Below are 21955 nucleotides of genomic sequence, written 5' to 3'. Positions count from 1 at the left end.
TGAAGCTCCACCCCAACATCTGTTGCTGCGCGACCTCAATAGGCAGGAGGTTCAGTTGTACACCGACTTGACACTCGACGTGCTCAAAAATATCGATGGGGTACAACATCTGCTCGATTTGGGTGGAGCTGTTGCGACGACTGTTGTGATTACAGTAATCGGCGGGATGATTGTCGCAGCTGCAATTCCCGCAACTGTTATGGCAGCCTTGCTCGTACTTGTTCGTTTGGCCCAAGTCGCTTGGGCATTATTAGCCACCCACTTGACAACGCTCGCTAACAGCCCGTCTCTCTTGAATCGTTGATTGAGATCCCCATGAATAAGATTTTTAAAAAGCTAGATGAAAAGGTTCCCGACCTTGAGTTTGAACTGCCGAACGGAACTCCCGTAGTAAAATTGGGGCTAATCATCACTTTATACTTTAAGCATGGGTACACCTTCGAATCAAAGAAAAAAATAGACGAGTGCTTCACCAGATTTTATGAAGAGTTCAAGCCTCATCTCAAAACAATGATCTATCGTCGACAGAAAAAGCTAAACGATGGAAGCTTCAACAAAGCAAAAAAAGCTATATTAAAAACCGACTCAAACGATCAATTCAGTTGGTTTTTAGGTAGTGCCAGCAGCGCGGCCGAAGCCGATAGCTTCAGCCTCTCGATGTTGAATTCATTTGAAGCACATGGCGACAAAAAGCGATCTTACATAAAGTTAGTGCTGCCTTGGTCTTTTCTAAAAGAACCGGGCGGACTTGATCGCTACCAAGGCTGGATAATTTATCTGTGCAACCAGATTAATGCAGAGCATGGTTATGGCGGACTTTCAAGTGTATTACCTTACGACTACCACAGCTACATGCACACTGAATACGAATTAGCATTACAATATTCGGGCCTGGAAGTCGATTCAATGCCCCACTCTTCTTCACGAGAATTACTAGGCTATATCAAGGGAGTGAATTGGTACACAATCATCAACAAAAGCATTATAGAGAGCCTTGCTGGTGAGTCTGCATTACGTCATTCCTTTAGCGGGCGCGGGGATGTAGAAATCTTCAATTACAATGAAGGCCTGATTATCCGCGCAGGAGATTATCCAGAGCTAGGCGCCTTGATGGATGGTCACCCAGCAGCGTACGTCGCTGTAAATAATGTTCTAAAGCCGGTAAGAATTCATAACCCAGACCAACTCCATAGTTATTCACCACACGGCAACTGCTTCGAAAAAGAGAGCACTTATCAATGGTATACACGTTTTGATTGCCAGTCACCCAGAACAAAAAGAACCACATGAAAACAAGACAGAAACTCCTGAGCGACGCGCGCTTCGATAATTTCTTCATCAATTACGAAGAAACCATTAGTTTTTTCGATAAAAATACATTCCAAGCGGACTGTGAGAATCAGGAAAAAGCCGTCAGGGCTAGGCACTTTCAGAAGCTGATCCTCAAAGAAATACTGATACGCTACACCGCCGGAAATAAAATCGAAAACCTGATTCCATTATTGGAAAAGCTTGTCGATAGCTACGAGCTTCTTCAAAAAACGTTGGCGAATTACGAAAAGATTCCAAACGTCACACCATTAACGATTGATGACTGGCCTGACCAGTACGAAGAATGTGTTCAAGTGTTCAGTCTGTGCATTCTTTTGCACCGCACCGACCTGCTAAAACGCTTCGTGGCCTTAATAGACCCAGCGGGTTACGCAGGCGATGACACTCTATACGAAGATCTGCTTTGCAAACTTCTACCTGATCGATACGACGTAGATCGCTGGTACCACGATGTTTACTCGGATCTGGTATACGCCACGTATGAGGAGGACAAAGAAAAGGCATCCAAGCTATTGCAGAAATACTGCAATGGTTGGTATCCCGCGTTTGAACAGGCTCCATGGCACGACTCTCATAAACAAGGGGATGAAGGAAGCTACTGTGGATATTGGGCGTTGGAAGCTGGTGCCATTGCTTTTCTGTACGGCATAGATGATAGCAATGTCGATCACATGGTTTACCCAAAGGACTTGGTTGAATACGCCAGAAATTGCCAACCGACAGACATTACAAAAATCGCCTGCATAGACGCAGGACAACCTTGTAGCAAAACAGGGTATTGGTTCACACCAGTACAAGCAGAATCTCGTCGCCATTTCGAACAGGGCGAAGTCATGCCGATTGCAGGTGATTCAAAGTGCGGCAACACGATCTGGTATTGGGCGAGCGAATAACAAGATCATCCCTGACGAGAAAATACGGCGCATTGGCCCCCAGGACCTAGACATGACATCGATGAACGTACGACAACATTTATTCAGCAACAAACACTATGAAAACTTCCTCCGGGAACACGACGAAGTCATAGAATTCTTCAAAGTCAATAAATTCAAATCCGACACAGCCGAGGAGGAAGCCTCTCAGCGTGCCCGTTATTTTCAGACACTGGCACTGGATAGGCTGCTCGCCGCTTATACCGGCGGAGAGACCATAGAGTCTCTTATCCCTCTGCTTGAGGACGTGATTGAAAAGTACGAAATTCGTCAGAAAATGTTGGCCAGGTTTGAGGGCTCCGGAAAAATCTCGCCGTTGGCAATGGATGACTGGCCGGATCAATACGAAGAAGCCGTTCAAGTGATCGGTTTTTGTGTTCTGCTGCATCGCACAGACTTGCTACCGCGCTTCGTCAAGCTCATGGACGAAGCCGGATATGCTGGCGACGACACGCTTTACGAAGACCTGTTGAAGAAAGTTTTGCCGGACCGTCACGATGTCGATCAGTGGTATCACGACGTCTATACGCCCCTTATTCAGGCGATCTACATCGAGAATAAAGAAGAGCAGCCAACGTTGCTCCAACAGTATTGTGAGGGGTGGTATTCAGCTTTCGAGCAAGCCCCGTGGCACGATACTCATCATCAAGGTGAGGACGGTAACTACGTAGGTTATTGGGCTATCGAAGCGGGTGCCATCGCGTTTTTATATGGCATGGACGACAGCGAAATTGATCATATGGTGTACCCGACCGCGTTGGTTGAGTACGCCAGAATCAATAAGACAGTGAGCGGCTCTCGGATTGGCCGCATTGTTGGTGGTGAACCCTGCAGCAAAACAGGCTACTGGTTCACCCCGACTGAAGCGAACTCAAGACGTCACTTCCAACAAAGCGAAGTCATGCCGAAGCTTATCGACTCCGGTTGCGGTGATACGCTCTGGTATTGGTCGGGCGAACAATAAAATGCCAATAAGACAATCGTTATTCAGTGAAAACCATTACAACAACTTTCTTAGGGAGCATGATGAAGTTATCGAGCTCCTTAAGACAATCACCTTTGAGTCTGACTCTGCCGAAGAAGAAGCAGCACTTCGTTCAAGGCACATTCAAACGCTGGCCCTGGACAGGCTCTTGGCCGCTTACACCGCAGGAGAGGAAATCACTTCTCTCCTGCCGTTGCTTGAAGACCTCATAGAAAAATACGAAATCAGACAAGCAAAACTGGAGGCGTATGAAAACATGCCTGATATATCCCCACTCGCGATAGACGATTGGCCTTACCAATATGAAGAATGCGTACAAGCAATAGGTTTTTGCGTCCTGTTACAACGCACTGATTTACTTAAGCGCTTTGTCAAACTAATAGACAGTGCAGGCTATGCCAATAGCGATACGCTGTACGAAGATTTATTGACCAAGCTACTGCCGAACAGACACGATGTAGACTACTGGTTTCACGGCGTCTACTCGCCTTTGATTCAGGCCATTTATGCAGAGAGTAAAGAAGAAGCTACTGAGTTTCTCAAACACTACTGCGATCAATGGTATTCAGCCTTCGAACAAGCGCCGTGGCACGACCTTCATCATCAAGGCGAGGACGGCAACTACGTTGGCTATTGGGCTATAGAAGCTGGGGCCATCGCCTTTTTATACGACATCGACGACAGCACAATAGACCATATGGTATATCCCACGCATTTGGTCGAATATGCTAGAGCATATAAGGCAGCTATTGTTTCCAGGGTTGGATCACAATGAACAAACGACAAGCATTCCTCACCGAGGCCCGATACGCGAACTTTCTGGCTTACAGCGAAGAGACCAATATTTTCTGGAAGACCCACACATTTGAGTCAGACTCTCCCGAACAAGAAGCGTCCCTCAGGGCTGCTCACTTCAAAAGTGTGGCGCGAAGAAAACTATTTATTTCATATACAGCGGGAGAGGAAATCCATTCGCTGGTGCCCTTGCTTGAAGAACTGATATCCGCCTACGAAGAGCGTCAAAGAAAACTTTCAATCTCCGAGGGGGTAATCAACATCTCGCCCCTTGCCATTGATGACTGGCCAGATGAATTTGAAGAATGCGTACAAGTCTTTAGCCTGTGCATCCTGCTCAACAGAACGGACTTGCTCAAACGATTTGCCAAGCTTGTAGACGATGCAAATTACAAGGGTGAGGACACGCTCTACGAAGACTTGCTGCGCAAACGGCTACCCGGGCGAGAAGATATCGATGAGTGGTACCACGATGTCTACACGCCTTTAATCGAAGCAATCTATGCAGATGAAAAAGCCGAGGCTTCTCAGTTGCTAGCGGATTATTGTGAACAATGGTACGCGGCATTTAGCCACGCTCCTTGGCACGATGCACACTTGAATGGGGACGAAGGCAGCTATGTAGGGTATTGGGCATTCGAGGCGGGCGCTATTGCGTTTTTGTATGGAATCGATGACAGCAAAATCACCCATAGCGTCTACCCAAGGGATTTGGTCGACTATGCGAGAGCACATGAAGGTTAGACAGGCATTCTACAGTGAAGCCAACTATAAGGGCTTTCTGAAAGAATACGATGAAGTTATTGAATTCTGTAAGACCAATACCTTCCAATCTGGCTCCTCTCAACAAGAAGCTTCCCTTAGGGCACGCCACCTTCAAGGCTTGCTGTTTGACAGAATCCTGGCCTGTTATACCGCAGGCGGAGAGATTGCGACGCTTATACCATTTCTTGAAACGCTCATAGAGAAATACGAAATATCGCAGAGAGCATCGGCTGTTTATGAACAGCTCCCAACTGTCTCCCCGCTCGCCATAGATGACTGGCTGGACCAGTATGAAGAATGCGTACAAGTCATAAGCTTGTGCATCCTGTTGCATCGCATCGATCTATTGAAGCGGTTCGTGGTTCTAATAGACCAGGCGGGATATGTGGGTGATGACACCCTGTATGAAGACCTATTGTGCAAAGTACTGCCGAACAGACGTGACGTTGATCGATGGTACCACGACGTATATACCCCGCTGATTCAAGCCATCTATGCCAAGACCAAAGAGCAATCCAGCAAACTTCTCGGCGAGTATTGTGAACAGTGGTATTCCGCATTTCCGCATGCGCCTTGGCATGATACGCACCTGCAGGGAGACTGCGGAAGTTACGTTGGCTATTGGGCGTTGGAAGCGGGAGCAATTGCCTATCTTTACGATATCGACGATAGCAAAATCGATCACATGGTTTATCCAAAGCACTTGGTTGAATTTGCTAGAGGTATCAAACCTTGATCAAAAGACAAAAGTATTTTAGTGCAAACCACTACAGAAATTTTCTGAGAGGACACGACGAAGTCATCGATTTCTCTAAAACAAACACATTTCAATCAGACTCGCCAGCCGAAGAAGCAACAATTCGCTCAAGATTTTTTCAGCGATTAGCACTTCGCAAACTGACGGCGGCATACACGGCAGGAGAAGAAATATCGTCTCTCGCCCCTCTGCTTGAAGACGTGGTCGACAAGTATGAAATCAGGCAGGCAAAACTGGCAGAGTCTGAACAATCTCCTGGAATATCACCTCTTTCAATAGATGACTGGCCACACGAATATGAAGAGTGCGTACAAGTTATTGGTTTTTGTATTCTATTACATCGCTCAGACCTCCTTAAGCGATTTGTAAGATTGATCGACAACGCCGGATATGCTGGCGACGACACGCTTTATGAAGACTTGTTGAAGAAAGTGTTGCCTGACCGTCACGATGTCGATCAGTGGTATCACGACGTCTATACGCCCCTTATCCAGGCGATCTACATCGACAATAGAGAAGAGAAATCAACGTTGCTCCAACAGTATTGTGAGGGGTGGTATTCAGCTTTCGAGCAAGCTCCGTGGCATGACACTCACCTTCAAGGAGAGGATGGAAATTACGTCGGATACTGGGCTATTGAAGCGGGAGCAATCGCATTTTTGTATGGTATAGACGACAGCAAAATTGATCACATGGTTTACCCAAAGGACCTGGTCGAATATGCGAGAAACACATGAATACAAGGCAAGATTTTTACAGTGAAGGCCACTACAAACATTTCCTGAAAGCATTCAATGAAACCATTGAGTTTTGCAAAACCAACACATTCGAATCCGACTCTCCTGAAGAAGAAGCTTCACTTCGAGCAGAGCAACTCCAAAATCTTCTGCTTGACAGGATTTTCGCCTGCTACACGGCAGGAGAAGAGATAGAAGCTCTTATTCCATTGCTTGAGGAACTAATTGAAAACTACGAAACATGGCAAACAACATTGGCGATCTTTGAACGCGCGCCTAAAATATCTCCCCTCGCAATTGATGACTGGCTGGACCAGTATGAAGAATGCGTACAAATCATAAGTTTGTGCATCCTGATGCATCGCATTGATCTATTGAAGCGTTTCGTGACTTTAATAGATCAAGCGGGATACGCTGGCGATGACACCCTGTATGAGGACCTGTTGCGTAAAGTACTGCCGGACAGACATGATGTTGATCGATGGTACCACGATGTATACACGCCGTTAATTCAAGCCATCTATGCAAATACTAAAGCGCAATCGAGCAAGCTTCTCGGTGACTATTGTGAACAGTGGTATCCCGCATTTCCGCATGCGCCCTGGCATGATACGCACCTGCAGGGGGACTGCGGAAGTTACGTTGGCTATTGGGCAATTGAAGCCGCCGCCATCGCATTTTTATACGACATTGATGATAGCAAAATCGATCACATGGTTTACCCGAAAGCTTTAGTCGAATATGCCAGAAACAACACCACGACTGATCAAAGTAAAGACACATGATTAAAAGACAAAAATTCCTTACCGAGCAGCGATACGAAACTTTTTTAAACCATTATGAAAGATCCTTTACATTCTGGGAGGGCAAGCTATTTCAAGCCGACTCTCCCGAGCAGGAAAAGTCTTTACGAGCCAGGCATTTTCAAACGCTCTATTTGAAAAATATCTTGATGCGCTATACCGCAGGAGAAGAAATTCACTGCTTGCCGCCCCTCTTGGAGGTGTTGATCGATAGCTATGAAACTCTGCAACAAAAGCTGGCTCAACATGAACAAATTGAAAATATCACACCTCTGACGATTGATGACTGGATTGACGAATACCAGGAATGTTTGCAGGTCATCAGTCTGTGTATCCTTCTGCATCGGCGAGACTTACTAAAACGATTCGTTTTGCTGATAGACAATGCCGGTCATGCGGGCTCGGATACGTTATATGAAGATCTGCTGATAAAGGTCCTTCCCGACCGTGAAGATGTGGATCAGTGGTATCACGACGCTTACACCCTGCTGATTCAAGCCATCTACACCGAAGATAAAAAAACCGCATCCGAACTATTGGGAAAATACTGTACGAACTGGTATTCATCCTTTGATCAAGCCCCTTGGCATGACACGCACAAGGATGGCGATGAAGGAAGTTATGTTGGTTACTGGGCGCTGGAGGCGGGAGCCATTGCGTTTCTGTACGATGTCGACGACAGCAACATGACTCACATGGTCTACCCGAAAGATCTAGTCAAATATGCCAGAGGCATAAAACGTTGATTAAAAGACAAGCGTTTTACAGTGAAAGCCACTATAGAATCTTCCTGACAGAACACGATGAAGCTATAGAATTCTTTAAATCACGCCCATTCAAATCAGACTCTGCCGAAGAAGAAGCGACGCTTCGCTCAAGATTTTTTCAACGCCTGGCGCTTCATAAACTTCTGGCTGCATACACCGCCGGAGAAGAGATCGGCTCCCTCCTCCCGCTGCTTGAAGACTTAATTCATAAATACGAGGTTAGACAAGCCAAACTAGCAGAATACGAGCAATGCCCTGATATCTCCCCGCTCGCGATAGATGCCTACCCCTATCAGTATGAAGAGTGCGTTCAAGTCATAGGATTTTGTATTCTGCTACATCGCACAGATCTTCTTGGCCGATTCGTACAGTTGATAGACAATGCCGGCTATGCGGGCAATGACACGTTGTATGAGGATTTACTTGGCAAAGGACTACCTGATCGACATGATGTAGATCAGTGGTATCACGACGTCTATTCGCCATTAGTGCAGGCCATCTATGCAAAGACTAAAGAAGATGCCACCAACTTTCTTGAACAATATTGCAGCGAATGGTACGACGCCTTTACACAGGCGCCATGGCATGACACCCATTTACAGGGCGAAGGTGGCAACTATTTTGGATATTGGGCGATAGAAGCCGGAGCAATCGCGTTCTTATACGGTATTGACGACAGCAAAATCGACCATATGGTGTATCCGAAAGCTTTGGTTGAATACGCCAGAAACCACATCCCCCCCTATCGAGAAGGATCGCCATGAACAGACGCCAGCGTTTCATCGCCGACTCCTACTATCAAAAGTCCATCCATCTCTACGATACGACCGAGTCGCGCTGGTCTGGCAGGACGATGCAGGCAGATTCTCCAGACCAGGAGAAGGCATTACGCACGGGGTACTTCAAGGAGGCTGCATTTAATGCCTTGCTGATCAGTTACACGGCGGGCGAGCCGATCGACAGCCTTATTCCCCGGCTGGAGAAGCTGATCAGTCGATACGAGATTTACCAGCAAGCCCTGGCTGCCGAGGAACGCGAACCTGATATTTCACCCTTGGCCATTGATGACTGGCCCGAACACTATGAAGAGTGTGTTCAAGTCATCAGCCTTTGCATTCTGTTGCATCGCAACGACCTGCTGGCTCGCGTCGTCGCTTTGATAGATCGCGGGGGATACGCCCACGAAGACACGCTCTTCGAAGACCTTCTGCGCAAGCATTTACCTGATCGCGCTGACGTGGACGAGTGGTTCCACGACCTCTACACGCCGCTGATCAGGGCGATATATGCCACCGACCCTGGAGAGTCCAGCCACCTGTTAAAGCAATATTGCTTAGGGTGGTATCCCGCTTTCGCCTCGCTACAAACCAACTGGCATGACAGTCATTTGGACATGGAAGGCGACGATGGCAACTACGTCGGTTACTGGGCTTTTGAAGCAGGCGCCATTGCCTTTTTATACGGTATTGACGACAGCGAAATCGATCATATGGTTTACCCCAAAGACCTGGTGGCGTATGCCAGGAGCCGCGCAAACACGTAAACTCCCGCCCTCTTCAGGAAACGGACTTCGGACTCAAAACCATGGAACTGCAATTCACCATTACCCCCGAGCACACCCAGATCAGGATCGGCGAACAGCTGGCGCGCGAAATGCTCAAGCATGATCAACAGCACGCCCAGCTGTTGGGCTACGTCACACGCTTACAGGATCGTCTGCTCGCCCCGCTGTTGTTTGTCCTTTGTCTGGTCGGTGGCATGCTGGCGATCTATTTTCCTGATCGTCAGTTCACTCCCGAGAAGATTATCTCCATGGTGTTGTCCGGGGTGCTCTTGGCGGTGGTTTGGTGGTTCTTCTCCGGTCGTTTGTTGCGCCGCCTGCGAGCACGTATCGCCGCCAGCCACGCCAAGCCGCGTGCGCCTTTGCGCGGGGCGAACCAGCGCCTCATCGAAACCAAACTGCGTATTAACCTCAAGGCTGCTGAAGGCGCTTATCGCCTGCTAATCGACGACCAGGGTTTCAACCTGATCAATGCCAAAGGCGCGAAAGGTGGACTGGCCTGGGCAAAGATCGTGCGCCTCAAGGAAACGCCTGACTTTTACTCAGTGGCTTGCGCTGAACTGGATCGTAAGGACAAGGCCTATCACATCCCCAGGCATAGCGATGTCATGGACGCGGAGCAGTATCAGCAAGGCTTGGCGTTGTTTTTAAGCCGGGTACCCGACTCGGTCATTTGACGGTTGGCAGATCCTGCAACGTTGATCAAACCAATAAATCTCTGCCCTTCAAAAGCCGCCGCCATGAACAAACGACAAAAATTCTTCAGTGAATATCAGTACAACAAGTTTCTGAGAGAGCATGACGAGGTGATTGAGTTTTTCCAGACCAACACCTTTCAGTCTGACTCGCCAGAAGAAGAGGCGATGCTTCGCTCATCGCACTTCAAGCAGTTGGCACTGGACAAGCTTTTAGCCGCTTACACGGCAGGAGAGGAAATCGCCTCTCTCATACCTTTGCTTGAAGTTCTCATAGAAAAATACGAAACCAGGCAAGCCAGGCTGGCGGAGTACCAGAACAGTCCCGACATATCGCCGCTCGCGATAGACGATTGGCCTGACGAATTTGAAGAATGCGTGCAAGTTATCGGCTTCTGCGTTCTGCTGCATCGCATTGATTTACTTAAACGTTTTGTACTGCTGATAGACCGCGCAGGCTATGCCGGCGACGACACGCTCTATGAAGATCTGCTAATCAAGGTGTTGCCGAACAGACACGATGTGGACCAATGGTTTCATGACGTCTACTCACATTTGATTCGGGCCATTTATGCAGAGAGCAAAGAGGACGCGAGCCAGTTTCTTAAAAAGTATTGCAAGCAATGGTATTCCGCCTTCAAGCAGGCGCCTTGGCATGACAGTCATTTGCAGGGCAAGGATGGGAATTACGTCGGTTACTGGGCGGTTGAAGCGGGAGCTATCGCATTTTTGTACGACATCGACGACAGCGAAATAGATCACAGGGTTTACCCCAAAGATCTCGTTGAATATGCCCGAAACCAGAAAGCCTTGGATGCATCGCGCTCGAGCATTTAGCTACACAACCTGCCCCACAGGAGGCAGGTGTGTTTCAGCAGGCGTCAGGCCGGCGCTGTCCAGCCCAACATCTGCTGCTGCGCGACCTGCAATAGATCGCAGCCGTCCTGCGTCAGCAGATACAGCGCGTGGGTGATGTGCGGAATATCCTGGACATCACCGTTTTTGAAGCACTGGCAATGCAACGTTTCCAGCAAGTTGCTGGAGGCACGGATGCGCTGTAGAGCGGCTTCGAGAATGTCTTGGGGATTGGCCTCGGTGTCGATGACCATGGGGTTTGTGTCGGTGACGTTGCTTTTGATTGAGCGGTAGCGATCGGGAAAAGGATTTAGCGTTGGCATAGTGGTTACTCGAGCATTAATTAGTAATCGCCAGCACCGTGACCAAACGATGGAGGCGGCTGTGTACAGGCTTGGTCAACCGCTAACACTCAAAACGGCTCGCTCGAAAGCGTCCTGCACACAGCCACCATTGCAACGCACTGCGAAACGTAGAAGTCCGCAGCGCGAATGATGGCACATATGTGCAGTGTTATCAGGTGACCAAACCTGTTCGCTGATTTTGCAGCGATGCCAAACAGTACCCGCTGGAAGCCGCCCGGCGAAAGCCGACAAAGCGCCCAAGCCTGTAGGACCGAGATGAAGCTCACCTAGGATTTTTTACAAGAAGCGGATAACGCTGTAGGCCCATCAAAAAGAAAGGATTCCCTCCCAATGAAATCACCTTGGCAGTACCTCATCGCAGCGCTGCTAACCACCCCGGCCTACGCGCAACCGCTCAAGACCATCCTCACCTGCCCTTTAGCCGGCAACGCCAAGGTATCGCTGCTGGCCGAGCCCGCCGAAGACGGCCATCGCCTTTTCGTAAAACTCGATGGCAACACCCACATCGCCTTCACCGATATGCCCCAAGAGGACTTCATTGGCCGCATCGTCCTGGCAAAGTGCGTGTCCTCAACCCTGATGTTCGCCCTCGAATACGGCTCGCCCTATATGAAAGGCGTCGTACTGCGCAAAAACCCGGTCACTCACGCCGTCGAACAAATCAATTTCGCCGAGAAAACCCTGCCCCGTTGGCTCTATCTGGGGCCGCAGCAAATGCGCCTGGTCATGCCAAACGAAGGCTATGAAGTCCCGACGAAGTTTCTGCTCTATGACTACGTGGCCGGCAAAGGCCAGGCTGAAACCGCCATCGGCATTGACACCCCTCCCCAAAGGCGTGGTTTTAAGGTCGTGCGTTTGGAGAGGCGTTCCGGCTATTAACTGACCGGTATCAACCCACATTTCTTCCCCGACATGAAACCTCTGTCAGAAACCGCCTCACGACAGGTGGTATACAGACGGATTAACCATCGCTTAACGCCGCGGTCCAAAACTTTACTGGACCGCACGCCTTCAGACTTTTCTGACGCCCAGTGCGGCAGGTTCGACGCGTTACACGTCGAGCTGACTATAAGCCTGCACCGGAGACTTTCCATGAACATGCGCACCTTGCTGATCACCACTGCCCTCGCCTGCACCGCATTCGCCGGCCTGGCCCAAGCCAATGACGCTTCAACTTCCCAGGCCACCCCGTACCAGTACGGCATGCCGCTGCACGTGGGCAAGGTGATTGCCTTGAACGAACCGTCGACACTGGACTGTAAAGTGGTCACGGCGGACATGAAGTACATCGATAGCGCCACGGGTAAACCTTCGGAAATCACTTATCGGAAATTGTCTGACGCCTGCAGTTATCAGAACTGACAGAAGGCTCTGATTCGGCGCTTTGCGACTTGCTTGTGAAGGATCTGGCGCTATGCTTTGGGCGCCTCCCTCACTGCCGCAAGGATCCGCCATGCAGTTATCGTTTCGTACATTGTCGACGTTCACCGCCGCGCTGTGTTTCGTGCTGGCGCTGGTCTGGGGTTTGCTGCCGGATCGGTTGTTGGCGATCTGGAGCATCGAGTATTCGTCGGCGGCGGGACTGGTCGCGCGGCGTATTGCTGTGCTGTTTGCGGCGCTTGGGGCGATGTTTTATCTGGTTCGCAACGAGGCGCCGTCCGCGAGTCGCAGTGCTCTGAGCAATGGTTTTATTGTCGGCTGTTGGGGGTTGGCAGCACTGGGCTTCGGCGAATGGCTGAATGGCCATGCCGGGCCAGGTATTTTGATGGCGGTCGGGGTCGAACTGGCGCTGGGCCTGGGATTTTTCCAGACCCGGCGCGTATCGGTAGAGCTCGAAGCTGTAGGTTAAAGTGCTTTACGGTCAGGATGCAGTGTCTGGGTGGATGCCCTGAGCTGCATGTCTGAACGAAGCTCGGCGATCAGGTCGTTGATTTCGCGACATCCATTCAACTGCTTGGCGTTGATGCCAGTTACCATCAGATCCAGCTGATCCGTTTGCTTGTCGGCATACACTTTTATGGTCATCGACAGATCCGGCGATAGCGTGCATTGACAGCGCTTCGGCAGGAAGCTGCTTTCAATGATATTGCGAAGTTCCAGGGCAGAAAGAAACATGGCGACCCTCTCCTTAATGTGAGACTGCCAATCAAAATAATCATCGGTCGGTGCTGAAAAAACCCGTTTGTCTTCCTTGCGGGCCTGAACATTTCATTACCTGACCGTTCTCTCGTAGCAACGCTGACTCATATGACATCGTCGATCAGCTTAAGACCAGCTACAGCATAAAACATGCCCAGGATTTCGCTCTGCACCTCGTCGGCAAATCAAAGGTTTAGGCTACGCGCTATCAGACTGCCCTCATGCAAGATGCAAGAAAGGCGGGTAAAAGCCCTGCAAATTGCAGGTATCAGCGGTGGGTTTGCATTCGTCATGCTTGGCAGTAAAAATGCTATCCGATGTTTCAGTATCCGCTGACCCCACTCACACGCAAGGAGGCATCATGGGTTCTTTGACCTTAAACACGACCGTTGGGCTAATAGTTGCCGGGTTGTCGTGCGCCGCGCACGCCTCGAAACTCGAAGAAGTCGCGCCGTTCCCCAAGGCCGAGAGCGGTTTTACCCGTCAGGTCATCCATCTCGCGCCACACACCCAAGAGGACGGCTATCAGGTCGAGATTCTGGCCGGCAAGACGTTGTCCGTGGACTGCAACCGTCAGCGCTTGGGCGGGATGCTGGAAGAGAAGAATCTGGAGGGTTGGGGTTATCCGTTTTATCGACTGGAAACCGTGATCGGGCCGATGAGCACGATGATGGCCTGCCCTGATGGCAAGACCAGGAAGGACTTTGTGCCGGTGGTCGGGGACGGGTTTATGTTGCGCTATAACAGCAAGCTGCCGGTTGTGCTGTATGTGCCTAAGGATGTTGAGGTTCGTTATCGGATCTGGTCGGCATCGAGCAAGGTCGAGACAGCCGTTCAGGAGTAACCCGATCCGTTGTTGTAGCCGCTGGCGAAGCCTGCGTTCGGCTGCGAAGCAGTCGTGAAACCTGATTGCGCGGTCTTTCTGATGTACCGCGTCGTCTTATTTTGCGACGGCTTCGCAGCCGAACGCAGGCTTCGCCAGCTGCTACATATAGCGTGCGGTGCGGCGAAATTTCGTTCACTGCCGCCATCCTCTACAGGAGCTGCCCTTTGATTACCTGCCACGTCAAATATGTGATCGATCCGTATCAACTGCCCGAATTCGAAGCCTACGCCAAGGCCTGGCTCGATATCGTCGAACGCCTCGGTGGTACTCATCACGGTTACTTCCTGCCGTCCGAAGGTGCGAGCAATATCGCCTACTGCTTGTTCAGTTTTCCTTCGCTGGCGGACTACGAAAGCTACCGCCATATCGCGATGACCGACCCGCAAAGCACCGCGCTGGTGGCCTCGCTGGTGGAGAAGAAGTTTATCGTCAGCTACGAGCGCACGTTCCTGCGCCCAATGCTGGCCTGACCTCCTCACACAGGGACGCCACACACCGCGGCGCGCTCGGCGACATGGCGCAAGCTGTCGAAGTTGATATTCGCTCCCGAGTCGATGGCCACCAGGGTCTGCCCCCGGACGCCGGTCTGTGCCACGTACTTCTTGATCCCGGCCACGGCCAAGGCGCCGGAAGGCTCGGTGATAGAGCGGGTGTCGTCGTAGATATTCTTGATCGCCGCGCAGAGTTCGTCGTTGCTGACGGTGATGACTTCATCGACACAAAACCGGCACACCTCGAAACCATAGGCGCCGATCTGCGCCACCGCCACGCCATCGGCGAAGGTTCCTACGTTGGGCAGGACCACTCGCTCGCCAGCCTGCAACGCCGCCTGCAAACACGCGGAATGCTCCGACTCGACGCCGATGATGCGTACTTCGGGGCGCAGGTATTTGACGTACGCGGCGATACCGGCGATCAAGCCACCGCCGCCCACCGGGACGAATATCGCGTCCAGCGGCCCTTGGTGCTGACGCAGGATTTCCATGGCGACGCTGCCCTGCCCGGCGATCACGTCCGGGTCGTCGAAGGGCGAAACAAAAGTGCGACCGGTTTGCTGTGCCAGGTTCAAGGCGTATTCCAGCGCAAAGGGAAAGCTTTCGCCATGCAGCACCGCATCGGCACCTCGACTTCGCACACCGAGCACCTTCAACTCCGGCGTGGTGCTGGGCATGACGATGGTCGCGGCGATCCCCAATTCTCGCGCCGCCAGCGCCACGCCCTGGGCATGATTGCCAGCGGAAGCCGTGATCACCCCCCGGGCCTTTTGCTCATCGCTGAGCTGCACCAGTTTGTTGTAGGCGCCGCGGACCTTGAAGGAAAAGGTCGGTTGCAGGTCTTCGCGCTTGAGCAGGATCTGATTGCCCAGCGCTTCGGACAACGCGGGTGCCGGTTGCAGCGGCGTGCGCACCGCCAGTTCATACACCGGCGCGGCGAGGATCTTTTTCACGTAGTGCTCAAGCAAGCTTTGTTGGGCGGTGGTGCTCATGCTCATCTCCTGTTGCACACGGTCTGCGTCGGAGCTGCCGAAGGCTGCGATCTTTTGATCTTCAAAAGCAAAAGATCGCAGCCTTCGGCAGCTCCTACGCGGGTTGTGCGTCAATTCAAAACCCAGGAGACAGAAAGTAAAAACCCGCCTCTAGGGCGGGTTGGGTGCTGCAGTCGTGAGCTAGCCCGCCAAATAAGGAATGGCGGTAATAATGCTTGGCTGGCAGCGCAATACAGTGGAAATCATGGCTGGAAATTAGCCGGGCGCTGGTGGCAAGTCAATGGCCAATTTTGCCGGGGCTCTGTAGGCTGGCGATTCTGCTCATTGTCCCCAAGGAAGGAAACCATGAAGTCTGTCGCCCTGCCCCTGATTGCCCTGATCGCGTTTGCCGGCTACACCGTTTCGGTGATGCTGCAGGCGGAACAGTCGTTGATCGATTTTGGCATCGGCCTGATGTCGCGACCGGATACGGCGCAGGTGGTGATTGATCTTTATCTGCTGGCAACGCTGGCGGGCATCTGGATGTACCGGGATGCTCGTCAACGCGGCCAGTCGGCGTTGTCAGTGATTCCCTATCTGTTGCTCACGGCCATTTTCGTGTCGGTTGGGCCGTTGCTGTACCTCGTCGTCCGTGGCTTGCAGAATCGGCGCAAGGCGCTCACTTCGCCAACCGCCTGAGCCCCAGCACCATTACCCCGGCCCCAAGCATCATCGCCGTCAAAAACAACGGATACGAAACCCACCATGGCGTCCCTGCCGTCATCATGCTGAACTCCGACATCCCGCCAATACTGGCAATCAGGTTCAACGGCAAAAACACCACGTTGATCAACGTCAGTTTACGCAGCAGGTTGTTCATGCTGTTGTTCATCAGGTTGCCCCGGGCGTCGATCAGCCCGGAGAACACCGTGGAGTAGATTTCCGCCTGTTTGTAGCACTGGTTGTTTTCGATGATCAGGTCGTCGATCAGGCCGATGGCCTGGGCGCTGAAGTGTTCCTTTTCCGCGTGGTTGCGCAGCCGGGTCAGCACCGCGCCGTTACTGTGGATGGCGTTGATGTAATAGATCAGGCTCTCGCTGAGATTGAACATCTGGATCAGGTGCTGGTTTTCCATCGACGCATTGAATTTTTGCTGCAACTCCCGGGCAACCAATTTGATCACCTTGAGGTGGCCCAGGTAGTGATGGATGTTGTTGAACAACAAATCCAGCAACACATCCAGCGGCGTATTAAGCCGCTGCCGGGTGCCGAGCCCATGCAGTGGCGAGTCGTCGGTGGCGATCACCAGCAAACGGCCTGGCGAGAACAGCAAGCCGCAGGACGACACCTCAAAGGCCAGGCTACCGGCGCCGGAATAGTTTTCCGGGCGTTTCCAGATCAAAAACAAATTGTCGGGGTGAAACTCGATGCGCGACACCTCGTCGGGGTCCAGAGCCGAGGCCAAGGCATGTTCATCGAGCTTGAAATGGCTGTGCAGCAGGTCCCGCTCGGCGGCGTCGGGGTTGCTGAACAACATCACTTCGGCGTCCAGTCGTTCGACTTTGTGCAGGGCGCCGTGGGTCAGTTGAAAGCTCTTGATCATCGGCCGCTCACCAGGCCTGGCCGCGGCGCTTGAGCTCCAGGCGACGGACGAACTCTTCCAGCACCAACGAGTACAAATCGTCCTGCAAATAAGCGTCTTCGATGCCGGCGTCCATGTTGGGGTTGTCGTTGACCTCGATCACCACCACTTTGTCGCCGGACTGCTTGAGGTCAACGCCGTAGAGACCGTCGCCGATCAGGTTGGCCGTCTTCACCGCCAGCTCCACCACCGCGCGCGGTGCTTCGTGGACCGCCAGGGTGCGGCATTCGCCGTTGATGTCCTGGCCCTTGGCTTTGTGGTTGTAGATCTGCCAATGGCCCTTGGACATGAAGTACTGGCAGGCAAAGATCGGTTTGCGGTTGAGCACGCCGATGCGCCAGTCGTACTCGGTGTAGAAAAACTCCTGAGCGAGCAACAGCACCGAGTGTTCGAACAATTCGGCGGTGGCTTCGAGCAAGGCTTGCTGGCTTTCGACCTTGATCACGCCCCGGGAGAAACAGCCGTCGGGAATCTTCAACACCAGCGGAAAGCCCAAACGCTCGCCGACCCGTTCGAAATCTTCCGGTCGTTCCTTGTAGAGGATTTCAGTGGCGGGCATGCCCAACTGGTGGCTTTTTAGCAGGTCGGTCAGGTAGACCTTGTTGGTGCAGCGCAGGATCGACGCCGGGTCGTCCATCACCACCAGCCCTTCGCTCTCGGCTTTCTTGGCGAAGCGGTAGGTATGGTTGTCGACGCTTGTGGTCTCGCGGATCAGCAGCCCGTCGTATTCGGCAATACGGGCGTAGTCCTTGCGCTCAATCAGCTCAACGTCGATGCCCAGGGTTTTGCCGACCCGGACAAAGTTATCGAGTGCTTTGGCGTTGGACGGTGGCAACGCTTCTTGCGGGTCATGCAGGATGGCCAGGTCATAACGGGCCAGGCGCCGCGAGCGAGGTACGCGCCAGATCTTGCGACTGAAACTGTCCAGCGAGTGGGCGAACTGATCTTCCTGATCCTCGCGCAACTTGTGCAAGGCACCGGACTTTATGCCTTCGATGTGCCAACCGTTAGTTCGTCTAAACTCAACTAGCAGTATTGGACATGGAAACACTTCAAACAATTGTCGCGCCAGATCCTGCAAGGGCTCGATATTGGTCTTACCGAAATACAGGGTTAGCGTAAAGCCTTCGGTATCGCTGTAAAGATGATTGCTCAGGGCTTTTTCGAGCGGTTTATCCAGATCATCCAAGGCCAGGCCATACAGCGATTTGCGCGTCAGCTCGCTGATGGTTCGCACCGACGGAATGACCTTGTGCCCCCGGGCTTCGGCCAGCAGCGAGCAGTAGTAGCCGTGCCCCAGGTACTTGTAGCTGCGGCACAGGTTGATCACCTGAACCCGCTTGCCCTGCTCGTTGTCGCGGGTTTGCTCCAGGTATTCCTGGGCGGTGACGATGTCTTCGCTGGGAAAGTACGACGCCCAGTCTTCCTTGCGTTCGACGATGATAATCAACTGACTTGAAGTTCTAACCGCGTCATTTAAAAAAGTTGCCGCCGGCAAAGTTTGCTCGGATACTTCGCGCCAATGACCTTGTACCGCTGACATAGTGATTGATCCGTTGGAGAACAAGACCTTTCCTATTAAGCACGAACTTTTTCGAAAGTCCCGTTTCGTTACGCAACTTTTACGGCGGTCATATGAATCCTGTCTTTCGCTTGGCGGTAGTTGAAGACTTACCGGCGCTGCTGAAACTCGAAGAGCAATGCTTCACCACGGATCGGCTCAACAGTCGCAGTTTTCAGTGGATGATCACGCGCGCGCATGGACAGTTGTTGGTCGCCGAAGTCGGGGATGTGCTGCTCGGCTATGCGGTGGTGTTGTTCCATCGCGGCACGTCCCTGGCGCGGCTGTATTCGATTGCCATCGCCTCCGAGGCCCGAGGCAATGGCTTGGGCAAACAATTGCTGGAGCGCGTCGAGGCCTGCGCCCTTGAGCACGATTGCGCTTACCTAAGGCTGGAGGTGCGCATCGATAACCCGGCGGCGATCGCCCTGTATGAGCGCAACAGTTACCGGCGTTTTGCTCTGATTCACGACTATTACCAGGACCATGCCGACGCGCTGCGCCTGGAGAAACGCATTCTCCAGCACCGCGATTCGCGCAATATTCAGGTGCCTTGGTATCGCCAGACCACCGACTTCACCTGTGGCCCGGCGTGTTTGCTGATGGCCATGGGCGCGCTGCAACAGGGTCGGTTGCTGGAGCGGCGTGAGGAACTGCAAATCTGGCGCGAGGCGACCACGGTGTTCATGACCTCCGGCCATGGTGGCTGTAGCCCTCAAGGGTTGGCATTGGCGGCGTGGCGACGCGGGTTTCGGGTGCGACTGCAACTGAGCATGGCCAGCCCGTTGTTTCTGGATGGCGTGCGCGATGAACATAAAAAGGACGTAATGCGTTTGGTGCACGAAGAGTTCACCGCACAGTTGCAGGACACCGATGTGGAACGGGTGATTGGCGGGCCGCTGGACCTGCCACGGTTGCTGGACGCTGGCGGGCAGCCGTTGGTGTTGATCAGCAGCTATCGGTTGACCCGCTCCAAGGCACCACATTGGGTGATGGTCACCGATTGCGACGAAGAGTTTGTGTATTTGCATGATCCGGATGTGGATCACAGCCAGCACCGGCAACCCATGGACTGCCAGCATTTGCCGGTGAGTCATGGGGAGTTTGAGAAGATGTGCAGTTTCGGGCGGGGGAAGCTTCGAGCGGCGGTGGTTTTGTATGCCCGGACCTGATCGTTCCCACGCTCCTGCGTGGGAATGCCTCTTGTGACGCTCTGCGTCACGCTTTGGGACGCGGAGCGTCCCGGGCTGCATTCCCACGCGGAGCATGGGAACGATCAGCGCAAAGACTTTACTTCAGGCCAACCTTGTAAAGCGCCCCATCCTCTTCATCCGTCAGCACATACAAATACCCGTCCGGGCCCTGCCGTACATCGCGGATACGCGCCTTGAGTTCACCCAGCAAGCGCTCTTCATGCACCACCTTGTCGCCATCGAACTGCAACCGAATCAGTTCCTGACTCACCAGCGCGCCGATAAACACGTTGTGCTGCCAAGGCTTGAAGCGATCGGCGTCGTAGAACGCCATGCCGCTGATGCCGGGAGAGACTTCCCAGACATGATGCGGTGGCACGGTGCCTTCGGCGGTCTTGCCCTTGGCTTCCGGGATCGGCTGACCGGAATAGTTGATGCCGTTGGTTGCCAGCGGCCAACCGTAATTCTTGCCGCGCTCGATGACGTTGATTTCGTCGCCCCCTTTGGGGCCATGCTCGTTTTCCCACAGCGTACCGTTCCACGGATTGAGCGCCGCGCCTTGCGGATTGCGCTGGCCGTAGGACCAGATCTCGGGACGGACGCCGGCCTGACCGACAAAGGGGTTGTCATCCGGCACCTTGCCGTCCGGGTAAATTCGCACGACTTTGCCCTGCAGCTTGTCGAGGTCCTGGGCAGTCATGCGGTCGTTGTTTTCGCCCAGGGTAATGAACAGATAGCCGTCACGGTCGAACACCAACCGCGAGCCAAAATGGTTACCGACCGAAAGCTTCGGCTCCTGGCGGAAGATCACCTTGAAATCCTTGAGGGTGGTCAGGTCGTCGGACAAACGCCCGCGACCGACCGCCGTCCCGGCCTTGTCGCCCTCGCCGCCACCTTCGGCGTAGGACAGGTAGACCATGCGGTCCTGCTTGAAGTCCGGTGACAACACCACGTCGAGTAAACCGCCCTGCCCCTTGGCCCAGACCTTGGGCACGCCACTGATCGGCGCTGAGCGTTTGCCATCGATGGTGACCACTCGCAGGTTGCCGGCCCGTTCGGTCACCAGCATGCCTTTTCGATCCGGGAGAAACGCCAGGGCCCACGGATGTTCCAGGCCTTGGGTGATCGGTGTGACTTCAAGGGTGCCTTGCTCGCTTTTGAGTTCCTGGGTGGGCGCCGCGAAAACAGGCGCCGCGACGCTGATCAATACGCTGGCGCAGAAGGTGGCCAGGAGGGTTTTACGCAACATGCACGCTTCCTTTTGTCGTTCGAATGGCTGACAGAACCTCAGTCCTGCCGTTCAACGGTTGCTGCTGTCCGAGTCGCGGGGCGGTGGATTGGGAATGAATTTCGGTGGCGTGGCGGGCGCCGACTTGTCCTGGGGATAGCGGTTGCCGATACCGCCGTTTTCCAGGGTGGGCGGACGCGGCGTCGGCGCGAAAGTCGGCTGCCGGGTGGCCGGCTGCGTGCCCTGCATGCTGTTGGGATTGGCCCGGTGAATCGGGCTGTTGTAGGGATTGTTATTGCTGCTGCCCGTCGGGCTCTGGGCCAGGGCCGCCTGGCCGAGCACGGCGCTCAAGGCCAGCGCGATAAAGCCGAGCACAAATCTGTTCATGGGGAGCCTCTCTACGGACATGGGAATAGAGTCTTCGATGCCACGCTACGCCCGAGGTTCGCATTTGTTAACTGAAACCTCCTTCACAGATGTAACACCCGTTTG

The 21955-nt window shown here is 52.9% G+C and carries 26 protein-coding genes and 2 pseudogenes; 21 read left to right on the top strand and 7 right to left on the bottom strand.

Features of this window, described 5'->3' with window-relative positions; all coding sequences use genetic code 11:
* Positions 1–55: 55 nt before the first annotated feature.
* From ACA071_RS15075 to ACA071_RS15010, 14 genes and pseudogenes are all read left to right on the top strand, one after another.
* Positions 56–304: a hypothetical protein gene (locus tag ACA071_RS15075; protein WP_497645083.1), complete on the top strand. Its 249-nt coding sequence runs from the start codon at positions 56–58 to the stop codon at positions 302–304.
* An 11-nt stretch (positions 305–315) separates the two neighbouring features.
* The gene (locus tag ACA071_RS15070; RefSeq protein WP_497645082.1) at positions 316–1290 is read left to right on the top strand and encodes a type VI immunity family protein; all 975 of its coding nucleotides are present in this window, start codon (positions 316–318) and stop codon (positions 1288–1290) included.
* Positions 1287–2225, top strand: coding sequence for a PoNe immunity protein domain-containing protein (locus ACA071_RS15065; protein WP_497645081.1), 939 nt, complete (start codon positions 1287–1289; stop codon positions 2223–2225). The genes ACA071_RS15070 and ACA071_RS15065 overlap by 4 nt, the downstream gene beginning before the upstream one ends.
* A 61-nt stretch (positions 2226–2286) precedes the next feature.
* Positions 2287–3228 carry a PoNe immunity protein domain-containing protein gene (locus tag ACA071_RS15060; protein WP_497645311.1) on the top strand — a complete coding sequence of 314 codons (942 nt, stop codon included), beginning with the start codon at positions 2287–2289 and terminating at the stop codon, positions 3226–3228.
* A 1-nt stretch (position 3229) separates the two neighbouring features.
* Positions 3230–4024: a PoNe immunity protein domain-containing protein gene (locus ACA071_RS15055; RefSeq protein WP_497645080.1), complete on the top strand. Its 795-nt coding sequence runs from the start codon at positions 3230–3232 to the stop codon at positions 4022–4024.
* A complete protein-coding gene (locus ACA071_RS15050) occupies positions 4021–4788 on the top strand; it encodes a PoNe immunity protein domain-containing protein (RefSeq protein ID WP_497645079.1) in 768 nt (255 codons plus the stop codon). The genes ACA071_RS15055 and ACA071_RS15050 overlap by 4 nt, the downstream gene beginning before the upstream one ends.
* A complete protein-coding gene (locus ACA071_RS15045) occupies positions 4778–5545 on the top strand; it encodes a PoNe immunity protein domain-containing protein (RefSeq protein WP_497645078.1) in 768 nt (255 codons plus the stop codon). Before ACA071_RS15050 ends, ACA071_RS15045 begins: the two co-directional genes overlap by 11 nt.
* Positions 5542–6297: pseudogene (locus tag ACA071_RS15040) on the top strand (PoNe immunity protein domain-containing protein); the annotation flags it as partial. The gene ACA071_RS15045 and the pseudogene ACA071_RS15040, both read left to right, overlap by 4 nt.
* 2 nt (positions 6298–6299) lie before the next feature.
* Entirely contained in the window at positions 6300–7088 is a 789-nt protein-coding gene (locus ACA071_RS15035; RefSeq protein WP_497645077.1) for a PoNe immunity protein domain-containing protein, read from the top strand.
* Positions 7085–7852 carry a PoNe immunity protein domain-containing protein gene (locus ACA071_RS15030; RefSeq protein ID WP_497645076.1) on the top strand — a complete coding sequence of 256 codons (768 nt, stop codon included), beginning with the start codon at positions 7085–7087 and terminating at the stop codon, positions 7850–7852. The genes ACA071_RS15035 and ACA071_RS15030 overlap by 4 nt, the downstream gene beginning before the upstream one ends.
* Positions 7849–8637 (top strand): PoNe immunity protein domain-containing protein, encoded by a 789-nt coding sequence (locus tag ACA071_RS15025; protein ID WP_497645075.1) that lies wholly within the window; start codon positions 7849–7851, stop codon positions 8635–8637. The genes ACA071_RS15030 and ACA071_RS15025 overlap by 4 nt, the downstream gene beginning before the upstream one ends.
* Positions 8634–9416, top strand: coding sequence for a PoNe immunity protein domain-containing protein (locus tag ACA071_RS15020; protein ID WP_497645074.1), 783 nt, complete (start codon positions 8634–8636; stop codon positions 9414–9416). Before ACA071_RS15025 ends, ACA071_RS15020 begins: the two co-directional genes overlap by 4 nt.
* A 41-nt stretch (positions 9417–9457) precedes the next feature.
* Complete coding sequence (locus ACA071_RS15015) at positions 9458–10111, top strand: hypothetical protein (protein ID WP_497645073.1); 654 nt, start codon at positions 9458–9460, stop codon at positions 10109–10111.
* Positions 10112–10174: 63 nt separating this feature from the next.
* Positions 10175–10966, top strand: coding sequence for a PoNe immunity protein domain-containing protein (locus tag ACA071_RS15010; protein WP_497645072.1), 792 nt, complete (start codon positions 10175–10177; stop codon positions 10964–10966).
* Positions 10967–11010: 44 nt separating this feature from the next.
* Here ACA071_RS15010 and ACA071_RS15005 read toward each other — a convergent pair whose 3' ends face one another.
* Complete coding sequence (locus tag ACA071_RS15005) at positions 11011–11307, bottom strand: hypothetical protein (protein WP_497645071.1); 297 nt, start codon at positions 11305–11307, stop codon at positions 11011–11013.
* A 372-nt stretch (positions 11308–11679) separates the two neighbouring features.
* On the opposite strand from ACA071_RS15005, the gene ACA071_RS15000 reads away from it, so the two are divergent.
* From ACA071_RS15000 to ACA071_RS14990, 3 genes are all read left to right on the top strand, one after another.
* On the top strand, positions 11680–12228 hold the full coding sequence (locus ACA071_RS15000; protein ID WP_497645070.1) for a hypothetical protein: 549 nt from the start codon (positions 11680–11682) through the stop codon (positions 12226–12228).
* A 213-nt stretch (positions 12229–12441) separates the two neighbouring features.
* Positions 12442–12711, top strand: a complete 270-nt coding sequence (locus ACA071_RS14995) for a DUF2790 domain-containing protein (protein WP_497645069.1) — start codon at positions 12442–12444, stop codon at positions 12709–12711.
* A gap of 91 nt (positions 12712–12802) precedes the next feature.
* Entirely contained in the window at positions 12803–13198 is a 396-nt protein-coding gene (locus ACA071_RS14990) for a hypothetical protein (RefSeq protein WP_497645068.1), read from the top strand.
* Here the strand turns inward: ACA071_RS14990 and ACA071_RS14985 are convergent.
* Positions 13195–13464, bottom strand: a complete 270-nt coding sequence (locus tag ACA071_RS14985; protein ID WP_497645067.1) for a DUF1652 domain-containing protein — start codon at positions 13462–13464, stop codon at positions 13195–13197. The two genes, ACA071_RS14990 and ACA071_RS14985, sit on opposite strands and share 4 nt — an antisense overlap.
* 385 nt (positions 13465–13849) lie before the next feature.
* Between ACA071_RS14985 and eco the strand changes: the two genes are divergently transcribed.
* Positions 13850–14332 (top strand): serine protease inhibitor ecotin, encoded by a 483-nt coding sequence (eco, locus tag ACA071_RS14980; RefSeq protein ID WP_497645066.1) that lies wholly within the window; start codon positions 13850–13852, stop codon positions 14330–14332.
* Positions 14333–14538: 206 nt separating this feature from the next.
* On the top strand, positions 14539–14844 hold the full coding sequence (locus tag ACA071_RS14975; protein WP_497645065.1) for an NIPSNAP family protein: 306 nt from the start codon (positions 14539–14541) through the stop codon (positions 14842–14844).
* A 29-nt stretch (positions 14845–14873) separates the two neighbouring features.
* On the opposite strand, the pseudogene ilvA reads toward ACA071_RS14975, so the two are convergent.
* Positions 14874–15866 (bottom strand): annotated as a pseudogene (gene ilvA, locus ACA071_RS14970) (threonine ammonia-lyase, biosynthetic); the annotation flags it as partial.
* A gap of 339 nt (positions 15867–16205) precedes the next feature.
* Here ilvA and ACA071_RS14965 point away from each other — a divergent pair.
* Positions 16206–16538, top strand: coding sequence for a DUF2834 domain-containing protein (locus tag ACA071_RS14965; RefSeq protein ID WP_497645064.1), 333 nt, complete (start codon positions 16206–16208; stop codon positions 16536–16538).
* On the opposite strand, the gene ACA071_RS14960 is transcribed toward ACA071_RS14965, so the two are convergent.
* Together ACA071_RS14960 and ACA071_RS14955 are read right to left on the bottom strand one after the other, a co-directional pair.
* Entirely contained in the window at positions 16519–17442 is a 924-nt protein-coding gene (locus ACA071_RS14960) for a magnesium transporter CorA family protein (RefSeq protein ID WP_497645063.1), read from the bottom strand. The two genes, ACA071_RS14965 and ACA071_RS14960, sit on opposite strands and share 20 nt — an antisense overlap.
* A 7-nt stretch (positions 17443–17449) precedes the next feature.
* Positions 17450–19024, bottom strand: coding sequence for a RimK family ATP-grasp domain-containing protein (locus ACA071_RS14955; RefSeq protein WP_497645062.1), 1575 nt, complete (start codon positions 19022–19024; stop codon positions 17450–17452).
* 92 nt (positions 19025–19116) lie between these two features.
* Here ACA071_RS14955 and ACA071_RS14950 point away from each other — a divergent pair, with 92 nt between their 5' ends.
* Entirely contained in the window at positions 19117–20214 is a 1098-nt protein-coding gene (locus tag ACA071_RS14950) for a peptidase C39 family protein (protein ID WP_497645061.1), read from the top strand.
* 118 nt (positions 20215–20332) lie between these two features.
* Here ACA071_RS14950 and ACA071_RS14945 read toward each other — a convergent pair whose 3' ends face one another.
* Positions 20333–21484: a PQQ-dependent sugar dehydrogenase gene (locus ACA071_RS14945; protein ID WP_497645060.1), complete on the bottom strand. Its 1152-nt coding sequence runs from the start codon at positions 21482–21484 to the stop codon at positions 20333–20335.
* A 51-nt stretch (positions 21485–21535) separates the two neighbouring features.
* Positions 21536–21850: a hypothetical protein gene (locus tag ACA071_RS14940; protein ID WP_497645059.1), complete on the bottom strand. Its 315-nt coding sequence runs from the start codon at positions 21848–21850 to the stop codon at positions 21536–21538.
* Positions 21851–21955: the final 105 nt, after the last annotated feature.

The organism is Pseudomonas sp. LBUM1646 (genome assembly GCF_059716165.1).
The sequence above is the reverse complement of the archived record's forward strand: the minus strand, read 5'-3'. Positions and strand labels throughout refer to the sequence as shown.